The organism is Streptococcus suis, from assembly GCF_046032515.1.
GTDB lineage: Bacteria > Bacillota > Bacilli > Lactobacillales > Streptococcaceae > Streptococcus > Streptococcus suis_AL.
Window position 1 is genome coordinate 119,449 of record NZ_JARQPJ010000002.1, and the last position, 14,622, is coordinate 134,070.

Below are 14,622 nucleotides of genomic sequence, written 5' to 3' on the forward strand. Positions count from 1 at the left end.
TATTTACTCAAGACAAAGGGGAATCCCCCTCTTTCTATATAATCATATTATAACTCAATTGTGGTAACTTTGCCCTCTTCTATTTCAACAATTTCAAAGGTTTTTTCTTTTAGGTTTGCTGTAAGGCGGGCAGATACCCCTGCATCTTGATTATTCCAGACAATTTCCATACTTGTTTCATCCAGCATCTTAACAGCGAACTCTCCGTCGAAAGCTGGACTTGTATTGCGGAATTTAAGGAGTTTGAACAAGGATTGTACAACTGGCCGTTGGACTTCGTGCTCAATTTCTTCCAAATCATAGTAATGGCGATTGATATTGCGGCCTTCCTTGCTTGATTCTAAAAGTTCAATATCATTTTCACCTGCAAGTAAACCAACATAGTAAATCTGTGGAATACCTGGTGCAAAACACTGAAGAACACGCGCTAATAGGTAAGCTTGATCGTTGTTGCCAAGGGCAGAATAATAAGTACAGTTAATCTGATAAATATCCAAATTATTGTAGGCTTCTGTACTATAAATTTTCTTCACATTAGCACCTTGTGCATACAAGGCTTCACGCGTTTCCTCTGTCTCCTCATCCGTCAGCAAATCCTTAACGTCCACAACGCCTATTCCATCATGTGTATCAAGAGTTGTAAATTGCTTACGAGGGCAAATCTCCATCCAGTGAACCAGGCGATTGACATGACCAGAATACAAGGCGTGGAGAACCAGCATTGGCAAGGCAAAGTCATAAACATAATAATCCTGTTCCGCAATTTTTTGCTGAATGGTGTAGTGTTCATGAATTTCTGGTAAGATTTCTACATCTTTTGGAGCCAATAACTGACGTGGAAAATGAAGCATTTCCCAAATATCAGGCTCTACGAAGAAACAGTTAGTTCCTATTTTTTTATTGGCATAAGCAAAGGCGTCCAAGCGAATAATTGAAGCACCATGTTCTGCCAACTGTTCCAAATTTTCTTGGATGAACCGACGGGTTGTCTCTGTAGTCACATCCAAGTCAATCTGTTGCTCATCAAAGGTACACCATACCTTCTCCTCGCTACCATCAGCAAATGTGGCAATACGATAGGGAGCACGAGGTTTACGCTTGTAGATCAAATCAACATCTTCTTGTGTTGGCTCACCATTTGGCCAAAAGTTTTTATAGCGAATAAACAAATCGGCATAAGCTGAATCGTCTTTCTTTTCAAGAAAATCAAGGAAATAAGGAGATTTTGCAGAAATATGATTGATCATAAAATCGAACATCAGATAATAGTCCTTGCTTAATGCTTCAATATCTGACCAATCTCCAAATGCAGGGTCCACCTTTGTATAATCCATTGGCGCAAACCCACGGTCACCAGATGATGGGAAAAACGGCAGAATATGGATACCTCCCACAACATCCTTTAATGGCCCCTCAAGAACTTTTTTCAAATCCTTAAGATTCTTGCCTAAACTATCAGAATAAGTAATCAACATCGCTTGATTTTTAATTTTCATAGATTTTCTCCTTTGTAAGCCTTTTCTTTTACTTTTATTTGAAAAGGTTGAACAAGTCAACCTTTCGATTTATTTGACAGAACCACTCGTCATACCTGAAATAATATGTTTTTGGAAGACAAGATAGACAAGTAAGATTGGAATAATTCCCACCACATAGGATGCAAATGATGGTCCATAATCACTGAAATACATGCCTTGATAGTTGTATTGGAAAAGAGGTAAAGTCCACATGCTTTGGTCACGGTTCAATACCAATAGGGGCAAGAGGAAATCGTTCCAGACCCAGAGGGCATTGATAATCAAAACAGTTGCATGCATAGGTTTCATGAGTGGGAAAATGATTTTCCAGTACATGGTAAATTTATCACAACCATCAATAGCTGCCGCCTCATCCATTTCCTCAGGAACAATGGTCTTAATATAGCCGACGTAGAGGAAGAGGGCCTGAGGAACTGCATAGGTCAAATAGAGGATAATCAAACCGACAATATTGTTCAAACCAAGGCTTGACATTAATTTGGTCATTGGGAGCATAATCACCTGGAAAGGTACAAAAATCCCAATAATCAAGAAAAAGTAGATAAAGTTAAACACCGTCTGGCGTTTCATTTGACGGGCTACGGCGAAGGCTGCCATTGGAATAACAAGTAAAATCAAGCCAACAGCTACAATCGTAATCAAGGCAGAATTGCCAAAATATTGAACAATCCCATCATTAAACAAGCGTTCGTAGTTATTTAAGGTGAAATTTTCAGGAAGACCAAAGAAGTTGCTCGTGATTTCCTTGGTTGGTTTGAACGAACTTATAATCGTCACAAGTAGCGGAATAAACATGAAGAGAATACCGCTGAAGAGCACGAGATAGACCCACCAATTTTTCTGTTTTTGAGTATTCATGACAGTCCTCCTAAATTTCAAATTTCTTCGAAATTCTCATCTGAATCAATGAGATGACAATAATGAAGATGAAGAGTACTACAGCCAAAGCATTGGCATAAGAGAATTTATTATCTACAAAAGCATAGTTGTAAACGAGTAAACCCAAAGATTCTGTTTTGCCGTCTGGGCCACCACTTGTCAGTGCAAAGATAAGGTCAAATGCTGTCAAACCTGACTTCATTGCCAAGATGAAAACCATACTGATAGATGGTAATAAGAATGGAAGTTCAATATTGAAGAATTGTTGAGAGCGTGTTGCACCATCGATTGCAGCTGCTTCTTTCACATCTTCTGGAATACTTTGTAACCCAGACAAGAAGATGATGACTGGCATCGCCAATCCCTGCCAGAGAGCCACAAAAAGTACAGCTGGAATAACAGTATTTTCTTGTACCAATAAGTTTTCCATCAACCAATCAATATGTAGTAATTCTCCAATTTGTGTGAAACCATAGTTGAACAATTGGACAAAAATCAAGCCTAAAGTAACGGTTGAAAGAACTGCTGGGAAGAAATACCAGGTTCTAAAGAAACCAACAGCTTTAATCTTACGATTAAGGAGACTAGCCAACCAAATCCCTATAACAATTTCTCCGATGACCAAACCAATGGTGAAGATAATGGTAAAAGTCATGGACGTATAAAAATCAGGATTCTTCAAGATATCTAGATAGTTTTGAATACCAATCAAGCTGAAATCTGATGTCAATCCATTCCAATCCGTCAGACTATAATAGATTCCCGTTAATAAGGGATAGAAGAAAAAGATTAACTGTAGACCAATTGGTATGGCAACAAATAGATAGGGCCAATATTTGGCAATAAAACCTTTTTGATTCATCATGGTACTCCTTTTTTCTAAAATGTATAGTTACTTAGGGTCAGTTTGAATGGAGTGGTTAGGAGGGATTCAAACTGACCCTAAGCAACTATAAAGAAGAGCTAGGCTGTTCTAGCCCTCCTTATAGTTTTCTTGAATTATTTTTTCATTGGGTCAAAGAATGCGTTCAGTTTTTTCACTAATTCTGCTGAGTTTGGATTTTTAACCATTTCAACAGTAATGTTCCAGAACTCATCTTCTGATTCCCATTCAGATTGCAACCAAACTACATGTTTGTCAGTGAAGGCATATTGTGTCACTCCAGCAGTTTCTTCAAACTTACCTTCTGTATCTACACCTTCAACTGAAGTTGGTGAGCCATCTACATCATAGTATTTCTGGATAACTTCTGGACGAGAAAGGTATTCTAGGAATTTTTTAGACTCTTCTGGGTGCTCTGTATCTGCTGAAATAGATAGAGCAAGGTCAGCTGCACCGATGGTATAGTCGCCACCTTCTTTATCGCCAGGGAATGTAAACATACCATATTCAAATTCTGGTTCTTGTTGGTTTACAGCTGTAGCTGCCCATGTACCTTGTGGAAGCATGAGAGCATCACCTGCTGCAAAGGCTGCCACCGCATCTGCATAGAGCGCGCCTGTTGCACCTTTTTGTCCGTTATCTGTCAACAATTGCAAGCGTTCTAAGACAGCTTTTGTTGTAGCGTCATCTTGAATTGCTCCCTTTGCACTGCGGATTAGAATATCTTCAGCGCCATCAAATCCACCAGCAACAGTTACCCAGGCTAACTGATGGTAGCCATTCAATGACCAAGCGTCATTCAATGAAAGGGCAAATGGTGCTGCGCTACCGTCTGCTTTGATTTTGTCTACCAAAGCCACAAATTCTGCATAGGTAGTTGGAACTTCGAGCCCCAATTCTTTGAACTTATCCTTATTATAGTAAATACCATAGGCATTTGCTGTCAAAGGAAGGGTATAATTTTTTTCGTTAACAAGATAAGGCGTTACAGCACCATCTTTTAGATGACTGAGACCTGCATCATCACCAATTTCTAGGAAACGCCCATCCGCTGCATATGCTTTAAAGTCCGCATTTTGTGGATAAATGTTAATCACATCTGGCGCTTCATTGTTGGCCATACGGGTTTTCAAAACAGTTCCTGCATCTGGTACATTTGAAAATTTAACATCAATCGTAGGATTTTCCTTTTCGAAATCATTAATAATTTCCTGAAGGGTAGCTTGCATTTCTGGTTTTTGTGAGAAATATTCTATTTCTACCTTATCGCTACTACTTGCATTCCCACAAGCAACCAAGAAGCTGGCAAAAGCACAGACGGACGCACATTTTAAAAATGTTTTCATTTTCATTATAAAATCCTCCTAGATTTTGTTAAAAATATATTGTACACTAAAATAATCTTTTTGAACATGTGGCATGGTGAGTCCGATGTTCATTAATTCATCCCCGTAGAATGTCTCTCCTAATTGTGGGCATTCGTAAAGGGCATCTGGGTCAAGTCCCTTCAACCGAGCATGAAGCAAAGGCGCTTCTGGCTTAGCAAGAATTTTTACAAATGTAAAGACCGCTTGATTCTTATCTTGACTAACATAATTGGCAGCCCAGGTATTGCTCGTCTTTTTCAGACGGTAGAGCTGACCGAATTGTATAGTTTCACGAATGGAGTGATAGGTTTCGATTTGCTGACTGATTTCATCCAATTCCTTTTCGGAAAGTTTCGTTAAATCCAGCTCGTAACCAAACGCTCCTCCCATCATAGCCACATTGCCTCGTGTAGCAAGAGGTGTGATCCGACCAACCTGATGGTTTGGAACGGCAGAAACGTGTGCACCAATTGAGGAAGGGGGATAAATCAAACTAGTACCTTCTTGAATAGATAAGCGCTCAATCGCATCTGTATCATCACTTGCCCAAGCTTGCGGCATGTAATACATGATTCCCAAATCATTACGACCTCCACCGCCTGCACAGGATTCGAAAAGAATATCCGGGAACCGCTTTGTAAGGTGGTCTAATACACGGTAGAGACCTAGCATGTAACGATGGTGGAATTCAAAGCGCTGGTCATTTGCTAAACCTTCAGGGATATTGGTGATATTACGGTTCATATCCCATTTTACATAAGAAATATTGGCTGATTCTAATATGGAAGAGACGCTATCAATGATGTAGTCACAGACTTCCTGCTTGGTCAAATCCAAAACTAATTGTTCTCGGCTGTAGATTGGTAAGCGTCCTTCTGTGCGAATTGCCCAATCAGGATGCTCACGATAAAGATCGCTATCAATAGAAATCATCTCTGGTTCAAACCACAGTCCAAATTTCATGCCAAGCTCATTTATTCGGTCTGCTAAACCATTCAAACCATTTGGCAACTTATCCAAATTGACTTTCCAATCGCCCAATGAACTTTCATCATTGTTTCGTTTACCAAACCAACCATCATCCAGAACAAACAATTCAATACCAGCTCGACTTGCAACCTGAGCTAACTGTAAAATCTTTTCTTCTGTAAATTCAAAATAGGTTGCTTCCCAGTTGTTGATTAAAATGGGCCTTGGTTTGTTTACAAACGATGATCGAATGAGGTGTTTTGTGATAAAGTGATGACTATTTTGTGTCATACCAGTAAATCCTTTATCAGTGTATGATAAGAGAACTTCTGGAGTTTGAAACCGGTCATCCTTATCCAATTGCCATGAGAAATAGTGACTTTCCAATCCTAGTCCCAATCGACTGGTTTCCATGGCTGTCGTTTCGACAAATGCTGTAAAGTTGCCACTATAGACAAGGTGGGCCGCATAAACATCGCCCTTGTCCTCACTTGCATCGGGTGAAGCTAGTGCTAAGAAGGGTGTTCTTGAGTGACTTGAAGCACCTCGAATGCTACCAATCGAATACTGACCTTTTGTCAATGGGGTCTGTGTCCACTCTTTTTCATAAGCATAACGTCCTGCCAAGCTGTGAACAATGAAATCTTGATGTGGAAAATCAAGCGTTGCAGACAAGACCTTCTCTAGTTTGCATGGATATTTGCCAGTTTGAATTGTAGCTGACCGTGCGAGATAGGAAGCTTCTTCAAAAACAGAATACTGAAGTGTTACGGTAACATCTGTCAACTGATCGTAAAGATCAATTTCAAGACTCTCTACCTCTTCTTGATTTCCAAAACTTGCTGGTAATCCCCTCAGTTCTTTTTTCCCCTTGTATAATCGATACTCTTTGTATTTTAGGTCAAGAGTGACTCCAAATTCGTTCCGAACATCTAATGCTGAGGTTCTAAAATCTCCCAGACCATTGCTGGAATATTCGAGTGGGAGGACATCCAATGAGTATGTCCTATCCCCAGTAATTGGACTCGGAGAAAACGATCGATCTAAATATGTTATTTTGTTTCCATCGCTAAATTTTTCGATTTTTTTCCCAAAATAACGATGAACCAGATCGCCTGTTTCCAACACTTGGATGATATAAGAGAATTCTCTTGTTTTCAGGTGAAAAATCTGTTTTTCATTATAAATCTCAATCACATTCATCTCTCCTATCTCTTCTTTATGCTATTATTTTACAAAATGAAAACGCTTTACTTAATAGTCTTTTGTATTTAAAACATGTTATAATGTTTCCTAGGAGGATTGAAATGAATATTCTAAATATCTATAATGAATTGGATAGTCATAATTTTGACCTAAATGTAGACCATTACGGTGCCGAACAATGTGACAAGGGCTATTCCTTCGGTCCTACTATCCGTGATAATTTTGTCCTGCATTTTATTACAAATGGAAAAGGGAAGATTCTTGTAGACGGTAAGACTAGCTATCTTTCTGCCGGGGATATATTTATTCTTCCAAAGGATGTTTCCATTTTCTATCAAGCTGATGATATAGACCCGTGGACCTATATATGGGTTGGTTTTAGTGGTTCACGAGCAAAAGACCTACTTAATCAAAGTCAACTGCTAGAAAACTACTACCTCCACTCCAATCTAGAGTCACCAATTCTAGGCTACATGCATCAGATTAACCATGTTCAGATGCATCCCATCCCCTCTATCACAGAATTGGTCTTAATTGGCTACCTCAACCAACTCTTAGCAGCACTCATCGAGGAATTTCCCAGTGAAACATTAATTAAGCCTGAAACACAAACCAAGCACTATGTTCAGCAAGCCATCAAGATGATCCATAACCACTATGCCCATCCAATTAAAGTTTCTGAAATAGCAGATTTTCTAGCTTTAAGCCGAAGCTATCTCTATAAAATTTTTAAGCAGGAAACTGGCTATTCTATCAAAGATTATATTTTACAAGTAAAAATGAATCGTTCTTGTCAACTATTAGAAGATGCTTCTCGGAGTATCACTGAAATCGCCTATTCTGTCGGATACCAAGACCCTCTCACCTTCAGCGCGGCCTTCAAAAATTATTTCCATATGAGCCCGACAGAATTTAGAAAAACACAAAAAAATAAGGATTAGGTGATTTTACTCACACCTAGTCCTTATTTCTTTATCCAAAAAATTTACCTAGTCGCTGACAGGCTTCTTCAATCATGTTGAATGGTGCTGCTACATTCAGACGTGCATGATGCTTACCTTCCTTACCAAAGGTCAAACCATCATTCAAAATCAATTTTGCTTTACAATGAAGAATATCAAAGAGTTCCGCATGCTCTAATTCATAGGCAGAAAAATCAAGCCAGATGAGGTAGGTTCCCTGGGGCTTCATGACCTTGATCCTTGTATGGGTTGTCAAATACTCCTCAACAAAGTCTATATTTCTCTCCAAAATAACCTTCAACTCCTTCAACCACTCATCTCCATAAGTGAAAGCAGCTTCTGTGGTTAACAAGCCAATCGTTGGAATCTCGTGCTGATTATTTATCAATTGACGCTTAGCGAATGTCTTGCGAATGCTTGGATTTTCAATGATTGCAAAGCTATTTTTTGTACCAGCGATATTGAAGGTCTTGGTCGCAGATGATAAGATAATTGAAAAATCTTTGAAATTTTCATCCACTGTGTTAAAGGAATAATGCTTGTGACCATATAAGGTCAAATCTTGATGTATTTCATCTGAGACAAGGATAACACCATGTTTCTGACAAAGACGTCCAATAGCCAACACTTCCTCTCTTGTCCAAACTCTACCACCTGGGTTGTGGGGATTACAGAAAATATAGAGTTTCACTTGATTCTCTACAATGTCCTTTTCAAGCTGGTCAAGATTAAGCCTAAAAATACCATCCACTTCTACAAGTGAATTGGTAACAAGCTGGCGATTGTTTAATTTGACAGTCCGTGCAAAGGGTGGATAGACAGGTGTATTAATTAGGACTGCATCCCCTTCTTCTGTCAAAGATTGAATAGCTACAGATAAGGCAGGAACAACTCCTTCGATGAGCAGGATGGACTCTCTTTCAATCTTATAGCCATGCTGTCTATCTTCCCAGTCAATAATAGACTGATAGAGGCTGTCACTAGCATAAGGATAACCAAAAACATGATGATCTGCGTAGTCACGGATAACTTGGCGAATTTCTGGTAGAGGCTCAAAGTCCATATCTGCTATCCACAAGGGTAAGAGTTCAGGATCAGCCTCCACTTTTTTCCATTTTTCCGCATGCTGGGATAGGCGATTCGGACTATCTATAAAATTATACTGTGTCATATCTTATCCCTCCAAGGCTATTTTTAAATCTACAATCAAGTCTTCCGCATCCTCTATACCAATAGACAGACGAAGCAAGTCATCTGTCAATCCATAAGAATGACGGATTTCAGCTGGAATGTCCGCGTGGGTCTGAGTGGCTGGATAGGTAATCAGACTCTCTACTCCACCCAGACTTTCAGCAAAGGTAAAGACTTTCAGGGTGTTGAGAATATGGGGAATCCGACTTTCATCTACCACCTTAACCGAAATCATCCCACCTTTTCCTGTGTAGTAAACTTGCTTGACTGCTGGACTCTTCTCCAAATAGGCAACAATTTTCTGAGCATTTTGTGTCGCCCGCTCCATTCGAAGCGAGAGGGTTTTGAGTCCACGCATGAGTAAGTAAGAATCCAGTGGAGATAGGGTTGGACCCGATGTATTTTGGTCATAAAAGAGCTTATCATATAGGGCTTGATCATTGGTCATCAAAGCGCCAGCTAGTACATCATTATGCCCAGATAGGTACTTGGTTGCTGAATGTAGGACAACGTCCGCTCCTAGAACAAGTGGATTTTGATAAATAGGGCTGTAAAAAGTGTTATCGACAATCACCTTAGCACCTTTGGCATGGGCGATAGCCGAAACCTTAGCGATGTCAAACTCCACCATGAGTGGGTTAGTCGGTGTCTCCAGATAAACATAGTCTGTCTCTTCGGTGATGGCTGCTATCAGCTCCTCCTCGGTGTTTGCATAGGTAAATTGAAATCTACCGATACTCTCTTGCTCATTGAACCAGCGGAAGGAACCACCGTACAAATCACGCGCCGCTACCACTTGACTCCCTACAGGAAAACCATTAAAAAGTAAGACCAGAGCAGCCATTCCCGAGCTCGTTGCTAGGGCATAGTCGGCCTTTTCAATAGCTGCCAAAGTCGTCTCTAAACTGGCACGTGTCGGATTTTTTGTTCTCGTGTAGTCATAACCTGTCGATTGACCAAACTCAGGGTGTTGATAGGTCGTCGAAAGGTGGATAGGGGAAATCAAGGCACCTGTTCTCTCATCGCTATTGATGCCCGTATGCGCTAAAATCGTATCAATCTTATAATCTGTCATAACATCTACTCCAATCTAACTTACAATATAGTCTAGCATGAAATAGGAGATTTGGTGTGAAAAATAGCCAAAAATACTTATAGAAAAATAGGGAGCCTTGTTATAGTTTTTCTTTATAACAATAACCATACTAGATCTACCGATAAATACTTTTAAACCTATACATTATTTGATATAATAAAAGAAAGAGAGGTGATTATCATGAAATTCCAGTTTAACAAGCATTTCTATCGGTATAGTGCCTTCTATTCTATGATTTTTTGGACTTGTTTTTTTCTGTCAGACATTTTACTAGACTCTTCCCAAACGCCTGCATGGTATAGCCTATTGGCCTCTATGATTATTTTTATCCATGTCATTCGAACCTTTTTCTTCAAGGAAGAAAAGGAACTCACTCGCATGGGCTACATCTTCTATATAGGATCAATCGTGGTGATTATTTATCTGAAATTCATTTTGGGTAAATAGAAAGGAGCTTACTATGTCTAAAAAATTCAATAAAGCATTCTATCGGACCTGGGAATTTTACTTGTCTCTTGCCTGTATCCTACAAGTGATTTCTGCAGCTGTAAATGGACCGTTTTGGTTTATCCATTTTCTCAAGCTTGGAGTCGGACTTTATGCTGGTTATCTAGCTTTCTTTAAGTCACGTATCTGGATTAAAAAAACATGGCAAATTTATCTAACGATTAGTTTTATTGTCAGTTGGATAATCGTTTCCTTCTTTGTACTGTGAGGATTTTATATGTTTAAAGAATTTAATAAAGAATATTATCGGAGTTTGAATTTTTATTTAATGATATTGTTGTTATTAGGTAGCATAGGAGAATGGTTGGACAAGGGGCCTAGCCTCTGGCTTGCACTCTTGCTCTTTGCTTTCGTCGGTACTGCCCATAGTGCCTTTTGGTCTAAAGAATGGATGTTGAGGGCAAATTGGCAAATCTATCTCTGCATCGCATTCTTGCTTGTTGGGGCTTGGGTAGAATTTTTTGTTTAAGAGTTGGGAGTGGGAAAGAACTCGACTAAGTCAAAAAGAGTTCGTCAACAATTTTTCGTTTTAAGTTGTTGAGCTGAAACAGTCTATCCCCAGACTGTTTCACTCCCACCTCCGCACAGCTCAAACTGTCTAGGAGACAGTTTGAGGTTGGAGATGAAGCGAACTCTGTTCGCAACAGTCGTAATGGTCAGATTTGGAGTGTAAAACACGAACAAATCTTCCAATCAACCACTGCGCTGAGATGTTGACACGAACACTGAGAAGTGGGCTAGGGCTTTTTGCCCAGCCTTTTTTCATTCAAAATAAACAGTGATTTTCATTCAAAGATGGTATAATATACCTATGCAAAAAATTGATTTACTAGACGGGGAGCGGATTGACCAGCTCTTCTCGACAGATGTTCAGATTATTCAAAATCGAGAGGTTTTTAGCTACTCGATTGACAGCGTTCTTCTTTCGCGGTTTCCAAAAATGCCTGCTCAGAAGGGGCTGATTGTTGACCTTTGTAGCGGAAATGGGGCGGTGGGTCTCTTTGCCTCCACTCGCACCAAGGCTCAGATTATTCAGGTTGAATTACAGGAACGCTTGGCGGATATGAACCGCCGCTCCATTGCCCTCAATGGTCTGGAGGAACAGGTTTCGATTATCAATGACGACTTGGCAAATCTACCCCAGTATGATTTACGCTCCAAGGTTGATTTGATGCTCTGCAATCCTCCCTATTTCAAGGTGGATAAAGAGTCAAACCTCAATGAAAGCGAGCATTATCTTCTAGCCAGACACGAGATTGCAACCAACCTAGACAGCATTTGTCAGGTGGCCCAACAGGTGCTCAAGTCCAATGGTCGCTTGGCCATGGTTCACAGACCCGATCGATTTTTAGATATTTTGGACACACTAAGAACCTACAAGCTGGCTCCCAAACGCATCCAGTTTGTCTATCCCAAGGCTAGCAAGGAAGCCAATATGTTGCTGATTGAGGCTATCAAGGACGGCTCGGTGGACGGTCTGCACATCCTGCCACCTCTGGTTGTCCATGAGGAAAACGGAGACTATACTCCGGCTATTCGTGAGATTTATTATGGAAAATAAGGCCTACTTGTATGTTTTGGAATGTGCCGATGGGAGTCTTTATACTGGCTATACGACTGATGTGGAGAAACGGCTTGCTACCCATAATCGTGGGAAAGGGGCCAAATACACCCGCGCACGATTGCCTGTCAGCCTGCTCTATCAAGAAGCCTTTGCTAGTAAGCAGGAAGCTATGTCTGCCGAGGCTTTGTTTAAGAAACGCAGTCGGCAGAGTAAATTAGATTATATTGCAGAAATGACAAAAAAACCTCGTACAAAATAGTACGAGGCTTTTTATTTAAAATACTTCCAAAATTGTATCAATTTTCCCTATAGCTTCTTCAAAAATAGCCTGAGCCTGACTTGGATCGGCAGATTGCCCTTCGATAAAGACCTGATAAATGTCTTCAAAGCCTAAAAATTCAAAGATAGACTTGATGTACTGGGCAGCTGGATCTTGACCTGCATAAACACCACCATTGGACTGGATGTGTAAGAGCTTTTTGTCCTTGACCAAACCGATAGAGCCTTCTGGACCATACTTAAAGGTCAGACCGGCTACATTGATGGTATTGACCCAAGATACCAACTGACTTGGCACATTGAGGTTCCAAAGGGGATTGACGACGACAATCTTATCTGCTGCAAGAAATTGTTGGGTCAAGGCATTGTAACGGTCCAATCGCTCTGCTTGCTCAGAACTGATACTCTCGCCTTTTTTAGCAGCCCCCATAGCCTCTAACAAGCATTTGTCCAAGGCTGGAATCTGGTCTTCAAAAACATCTACTACTTCTATCTGATCTTCTGGGTGCAAACTGGCGTAACGAGTTTGAAACTCTTCCATGGCTCGCAAGGCGTAGGACTTTTGTGCGTCAAGTGGGTGGGCCTTTACAATTAATACAGTTGCCATTGTTCACCTCCTTTGTTACTAATTATTGATAAATGCATTCTACTCTTTTTTATTTGAAATTCAAATCATTTGCTCGAAGCAAAAGGCTGGTCTCCCAGCCTCTGCATTTCTAAATTGTTCCTTATTTTAAATAAGTATAAGCAACACAGTCCAAGCTTTCAACAGCTGTAAAGCCAAGTTCCTCATAAAAAGACCGTGTTTTCTCAGTATTGTCCGTCAAGAGATGAAGCTGATAAATACCCGGAAAGTGGGTAACGGCCTGCTCCAAAAGATGACGCCCAATCCCTTGTCGCTGATAGGGTGGCAGGACCAAGATGTCCTGAATAAAAACGATTGAATGCCCGTCACCAACTGCCCGCAAAAGACCAACTAGACGTTCACCGTCAAATGCAGCGAGAACCAGTAGGCTATGTTCCAAGGCCTTCTGTAACATGGTAGGCCGGTCAGTATAATTTGTCCAACCAACTGAATCATAGATTTCAAGGACTGCTTGAAAGTCGAGTTGAGGATTTTGTTTGTAAGTAATCATGTCTTTCTCCTTTGTATTGTTATTTTAGAATACAAAGGCTTTGTCCATTGTTAAAATACCCATGGTCGTACCTCCTGTTTTACTACAATTAGTATAACAAAAACTGCTCCAATTATGAAGCAGTTTTGTAACGACGATAAAAATAATAGAGACTCAAGGTTATGACAGATGTACCAAACAAAATCAGCACAAGGATAGATAGGGGTGGTGAGCCTAATAGACTAACTAGCAGCAATAACCCACCAATAATGAAGAGATAGCCTGACTGCTTTCTTCCCTTTCGTTCTATTTCATTGGTCTTGCTGTCCAATTCCTCCTTGGGTAAATAATTTCCTATCACCATATAATAGACAGCCAGCAGTCCAATGACAAGCCTCCGATAATCCAGTTCTCCTCCCAAGTTAGACCTAAGCAAAGCAACTTGAATGATTAGAACCAGCAACGGAAAAAACCATTTGACCACTCGAATGACTGGTGTTTTCCCTATCCCTTTCACATCATAAAGTACACAAATGAATAGGTGAGCACAAAAGAATGATAGCAGTGTCAAAATCATCATATACTTAGCCATAGAGCCATTTGGCTCACCATTTACGCCAAAATGTGTCACCATGGTGTCTGGCAATGCTTTATAGTAATAAATCGTCAATACAACTATTAATAAAAATATACTAGAAGTTGCTAATAAGGTTTTTATGTCAATTTTCTTCATCTTGTTGCCCTCCAAAGCTTGCAATCCAAACCAAGACTTCTTCAAAGACCGTATAGTTTAGACGATAATAAATAAAATTTTTCTGCTTTTCCTCCAAAATTAATCCAGCTTTTTTCAAAGTGGATAAATGATGAGAAACTGTTGCTCCTGTTAATTGAAATTGTTCTACAATTTCCCCAGCAGACTTCGGCCCCGACTTAAGACTATCTAGAATTTGCCTACGAATAGGAGCAGAAATTGCCTTCAAGGTTTCAGACAATCCCATACTATCATTTCCTCCTTCTTTCTAGTAGCAATTACTCTTCAATAAAACTTGAAGCCTATTTCTTTAGT

17 protein-coding genes are annotated in these 14,622 nt (G+C 40.0%); 6 read left to right on the forward strand and 11 right to left on the reverse strand.

Translation table 11 applies throughout. The features are described 5' to 3' along the window. Positions 1-47: 47 nt before the first annotated feature. From gtfA to P7J49_RS01835, 5 genes are all read right to left on the reverse strand, one after another. The gene (gtfA, locus tag P7J49_RS01815) at positions 48-1,496 is read right to left on the reverse strand and encodes a sucrose phosphorylase (protein ID WP_408569059.1); all 1,449 of its coding nucleotides are present in this window, start codon (positions 1,494-1,496) and stop codon (positions 48-50) included. A gap of 69 nt (positions 1,497-1,565) precedes the next feature. After that, positions 1,566-2,396, reverse strand: a complete 831-nt coding sequence (locus P7J49_RS01820) for a carbohydrate ABC transporter permease (RefSeq protein WP_009910491.1) — start codon at positions 2,394-2,396, stop codon at positions 1,566-1,568. 10 nt (positions 2,397-2,406) lie between these two features. After that, positions 2,407-3,279 carry a carbohydrate ABC transporter permease gene (locus P7J49_RS01825; RefSeq protein ID WP_004298918.1) on the reverse strand — a complete coding sequence of 291 codons (873 nt, stop codon included), beginning with the start codon at positions 3,277-3,279 and terminating at the stop codon, positions 2,407-2,409. A gap of 137 nt (positions 3,280-3,416) precedes the next feature. Beyond that, positions 3,417-4,652 carry an extracellular solute-binding protein gene (locus P7J49_RS01830; protein ID WP_024376791.1) on the reverse strand — a complete coding sequence of 412 codons (1,236 nt, stop codon included), beginning with the start codon at positions 4,650-4,652 and terminating at the stop codon, positions 3,417-3,419. Between the two features lie 12 nt (positions 4,653-4,664). Next, positions 4,665-6,839, reverse strand: coding sequence for an alpha-galactosidase (locus P7J49_RS01835; protein ID WP_408569062.1), 2,175 nt, complete (start codon positions 6,837-6,839; stop codon positions 4,665-4,667). Positions 6,840-6,943: 104 nt separating this feature from the next. Between P7J49_RS01835 and P7J49_RS01840 the strand changes: the two genes are divergently transcribed. Continuing rightward, positions 6,944-7,783, forward strand: a complete 840-nt coding sequence (locus P7J49_RS01840; protein WP_024418535.1) for an AraC family transcriptional regulator — start codon at positions 6,944-6,946, stop codon at positions 7,781-7,783. A gap of 31 nt (positions 7,784-7,814) precedes the next feature. Here P7J49_RS01840 and P7J49_RS01845 read toward each other — a convergent pair whose 3' ends face one another. Next, positions 7,815-8,975: a MalY/PatB family protein gene (locus tag P7J49_RS01845; protein WP_318799488.1), complete on the reverse strand. Its 1,161-nt coding sequence runs from the start codon at positions 8,973-8,975 to the stop codon at positions 7,815-7,817. 3 nt (positions 8,976-8,978) lie between these two features. Beyond that, a complete protein-coding gene (locus P7J49_RS01850; RefSeq protein ID WP_024415649.1) occupies positions 8,979-10,070 on the reverse strand; it encodes a cystathionine gamma-synthase in 1,092 nt (363 codons plus the stop codon). Positions 10,071-10,406: 336 nt separating this feature from the next. Between P7J49_RS01850 and P7J49_RS01855 the strand changes: the two genes are divergently transcribed. From P7J49_RS01855 to P7J49_RS01875, 5 genes are all read left to right on the forward strand, one after another. Further along, a complete protein-coding gene (locus P7J49_RS01855; protein ID WP_408569065.1) occupies positions 10,407-10,538 on the forward strand; it encodes a hypothetical protein in 132 nt (43 codons plus the stop codon). A 13-nt stretch (positions 10,539-10,551) separates the two neighbouring features. Next, positions 10,552-10,806, forward strand: coding sequence for a hypothetical protein (locus P7J49_RS01860; RefSeq protein ID WP_408569067.1), 255 nt, complete (start codon positions 10,552-10,554; stop codon positions 10,804-10,806). Positions 10,807-10,815: 9 nt separating this feature from the next. After that, positions 10,816-11,067, forward strand: coding sequence for a hypothetical protein (locus P7J49_RS01865; protein ID WP_408569069.1), 252 nt, complete (start codon positions 10,816-10,818; stop codon positions 11,065-11,067). A gap of 342 nt (positions 11,068-11,409) precedes the next feature. After that, positions 11,410-12,159, forward strand: a complete 750-nt coding sequence (locus tag P7J49_RS01870) for a tRNA1(Val) (adenine(37)-N6)-methyltransferase (protein WP_024398567.1) — start codon at positions 11,410-11,412, stop codon at positions 12,157-12,159. Next, on the forward strand, positions 12,149-12,421 hold the full coding sequence (locus P7J49_RS01875) for a GIY-YIG nuclease family protein (protein WP_029175941.1): 273 nt from the start codon (positions 12,149-12,151) through the stop codon (positions 12,419-12,421). Before P7J49_RS01870 ends, P7J49_RS01875 begins: the two co-directional genes overlap by 11 nt. 15 nt (positions 12,422-12,436) lie before the next feature. Here the strand turns inward: P7J49_RS01875 and P7J49_RS01880 are convergent, their stop codons facing one another. The 4 genes from P7J49_RS01880 to P7J49_RS01895 form a co-directional block, all read right to left on the reverse strand. Next, positions 12,437-13,048, reverse strand: a complete 612-nt coding sequence (locus P7J49_RS01880; RefSeq protein WP_408569072.1) for an FMN-dependent NADH-azoreductase — start codon at positions 13,046-13,048, stop codon at positions 12,437-12,439. Positions 13,049-13,169: 121 nt separating this feature from the next. Beyond that, a complete protein-coding gene (locus P7J49_RS01885; protein WP_398594992.1) occupies positions 13,170-13,577 on the reverse strand; it encodes a GNAT family N-acetyltransferase in 408 nt (135 codons plus the stop codon). 112 nt (positions 13,578-13,689) lie between these two features. Further along, positions 13,690-14,289: a DUF1648 domain-containing protein gene (locus tag P7J49_RS01890; RefSeq protein ID WP_408569074.1), complete on the reverse strand. Its 600-nt coding sequence runs from the start codon at positions 14,287-14,289 to the stop codon at positions 13,690-13,692. Next, positions 14,276-14,554 carry an autorepressor SdpR family transcription factor gene (locus P7J49_RS01895; RefSeq protein ID WP_002936205.1) on the reverse strand — a complete coding sequence of 93 codons (279 nt, stop codon included), beginning with the start codon at positions 14,552-14,554 and terminating at the stop codon, positions 14,276-14,278. The genes P7J49_RS01890 and P7J49_RS01895 overlap by 14 nt, the downstream gene beginning before the upstream one ends. Positions 14,555-14,622 lie beyond the last annotated feature (68 nt).

What these genes read in the sequence shown, in the direction of transcription:
- gtfA (WP_408569059.1), bottom strand. Translation starts at nt 1,496, where the DNA reads ATGAAAATTAAAAATCAAGCGATGTTGATTACTTATTCTGATAGTTTA.
- P7J49_RS01820 (WP_009910491.1), bottom strand. Translation starts at nt 2,396, where the DNA reads ATGAATACTCAAAAACAGAAAAATTGGTGGGTCTATCTCGTGCTCTTC.
- P7J49_RS01825 (WP_004298918.1), bottom strand. Translation starts at nt 3,279, where the DNA reads ATGAATCAAAAAGGTTTTATTGCCAAATATTGGCCCTATCTATTTGTT.
- P7J49_RS01830 (WP_024376791.1), bottom strand. Translation starts at nt 4,652, where the DNA reads ATGAAAATGAAAACATTTTTAAAATGTGCGTCCGTCTGTGCTTTTGCC.
- P7J49_RS01835 (WP_408569062.1), bottom strand. Translation starts at nt 6,839, where the DNA reads ATGAATGTGATTGAGATTTATAATGAAAAACAGATTTTTCACCTGAAA.
- P7J49_RS01840 (WP_024418535.1), top strand. Translation starts at nt 6,944, where the DNA reads ATGAATATTCTAAATATCTATAATGAATTGGATAGTCATAATTTTGAC.
- P7J49_RS01845 (WP_318799488.1), bottom strand. Translation starts at nt 8,975, where the DNA reads ATGACACAGTATAATTTTATAGATAGTCCGAATCGCCTATCCCAGCAT.
- P7J49_RS01850 (WP_024415649.1), bottom strand. Translation starts at nt 10,070, where the DNA reads ATGACAGATTATAAGATTGATACGATTTTAGCGCATACGGGCATCAAT.
- P7J49_RS01855 (WP_408569065.1), top strand. Translation starts at nt 10,407, where the DNA reads ATGATTATTTTTATCCATGTCATTCGAACCTTTTTCTTCAAGGAAGAA.
- P7J49_RS01860 (WP_408569067.1), top strand. Translation starts at nt 10,552, where the DNA reads ATGTCTAAAAAATTCAATAAAGCATTCTATCGGACCTGGGAATTTTAC.
- P7J49_RS01865 (WP_408569069.1), top strand. Translation starts at nt 10,816, where the DNA reads ATGTTTAAAGAATTTAATAAAGAATATTATCGGAGTTTGAATTTTTAT.
- P7J49_RS01870 (WP_024398567.1), top strand. Translation starts at nt 11,410, where the DNA reads ATGCAAAAAATTGATTTACTAGACGGGGAGCGGATTGACCAGCTCTTC.
- P7J49_RS01875 (WP_029175941.1), top strand. Translation starts at nt 12,149, where the DNA reads ATGGAAAATAAGGCCTACTTGTATGTTTTGGAATGTGCCGATGGGAGT.
- P7J49_RS01880 (WP_408569072.1), bottom strand. Translation starts at nt 13,048, where the DNA reads ATGGCAACTGTATTAATTGTAAAGGCCCACCCACTTGACGCACAAAAG.
- P7J49_RS01885 (WP_398594992.1), bottom strand. Translation starts at nt 13,577, where the DNA reads ATGATTACTTACAAACAAAATCCTCAACTCGACTTTCAAGCAGTCCTT.
- P7J49_RS01890 (WP_408569074.1), bottom strand. Translation starts at nt 14,289, where the DNA reads ATGAAGAAAATTGACATAAAAACCTTATTAGCAACTTCTAGTATATTT.
- P7J49_RS01895 (WP_002936205.1), bottom strand. Translation starts at nt 14,554, where the DNA reads ATGGGATTGTCTGAAACCTTGAAGGCAATTTCTGCTCCTATTCGTAGG.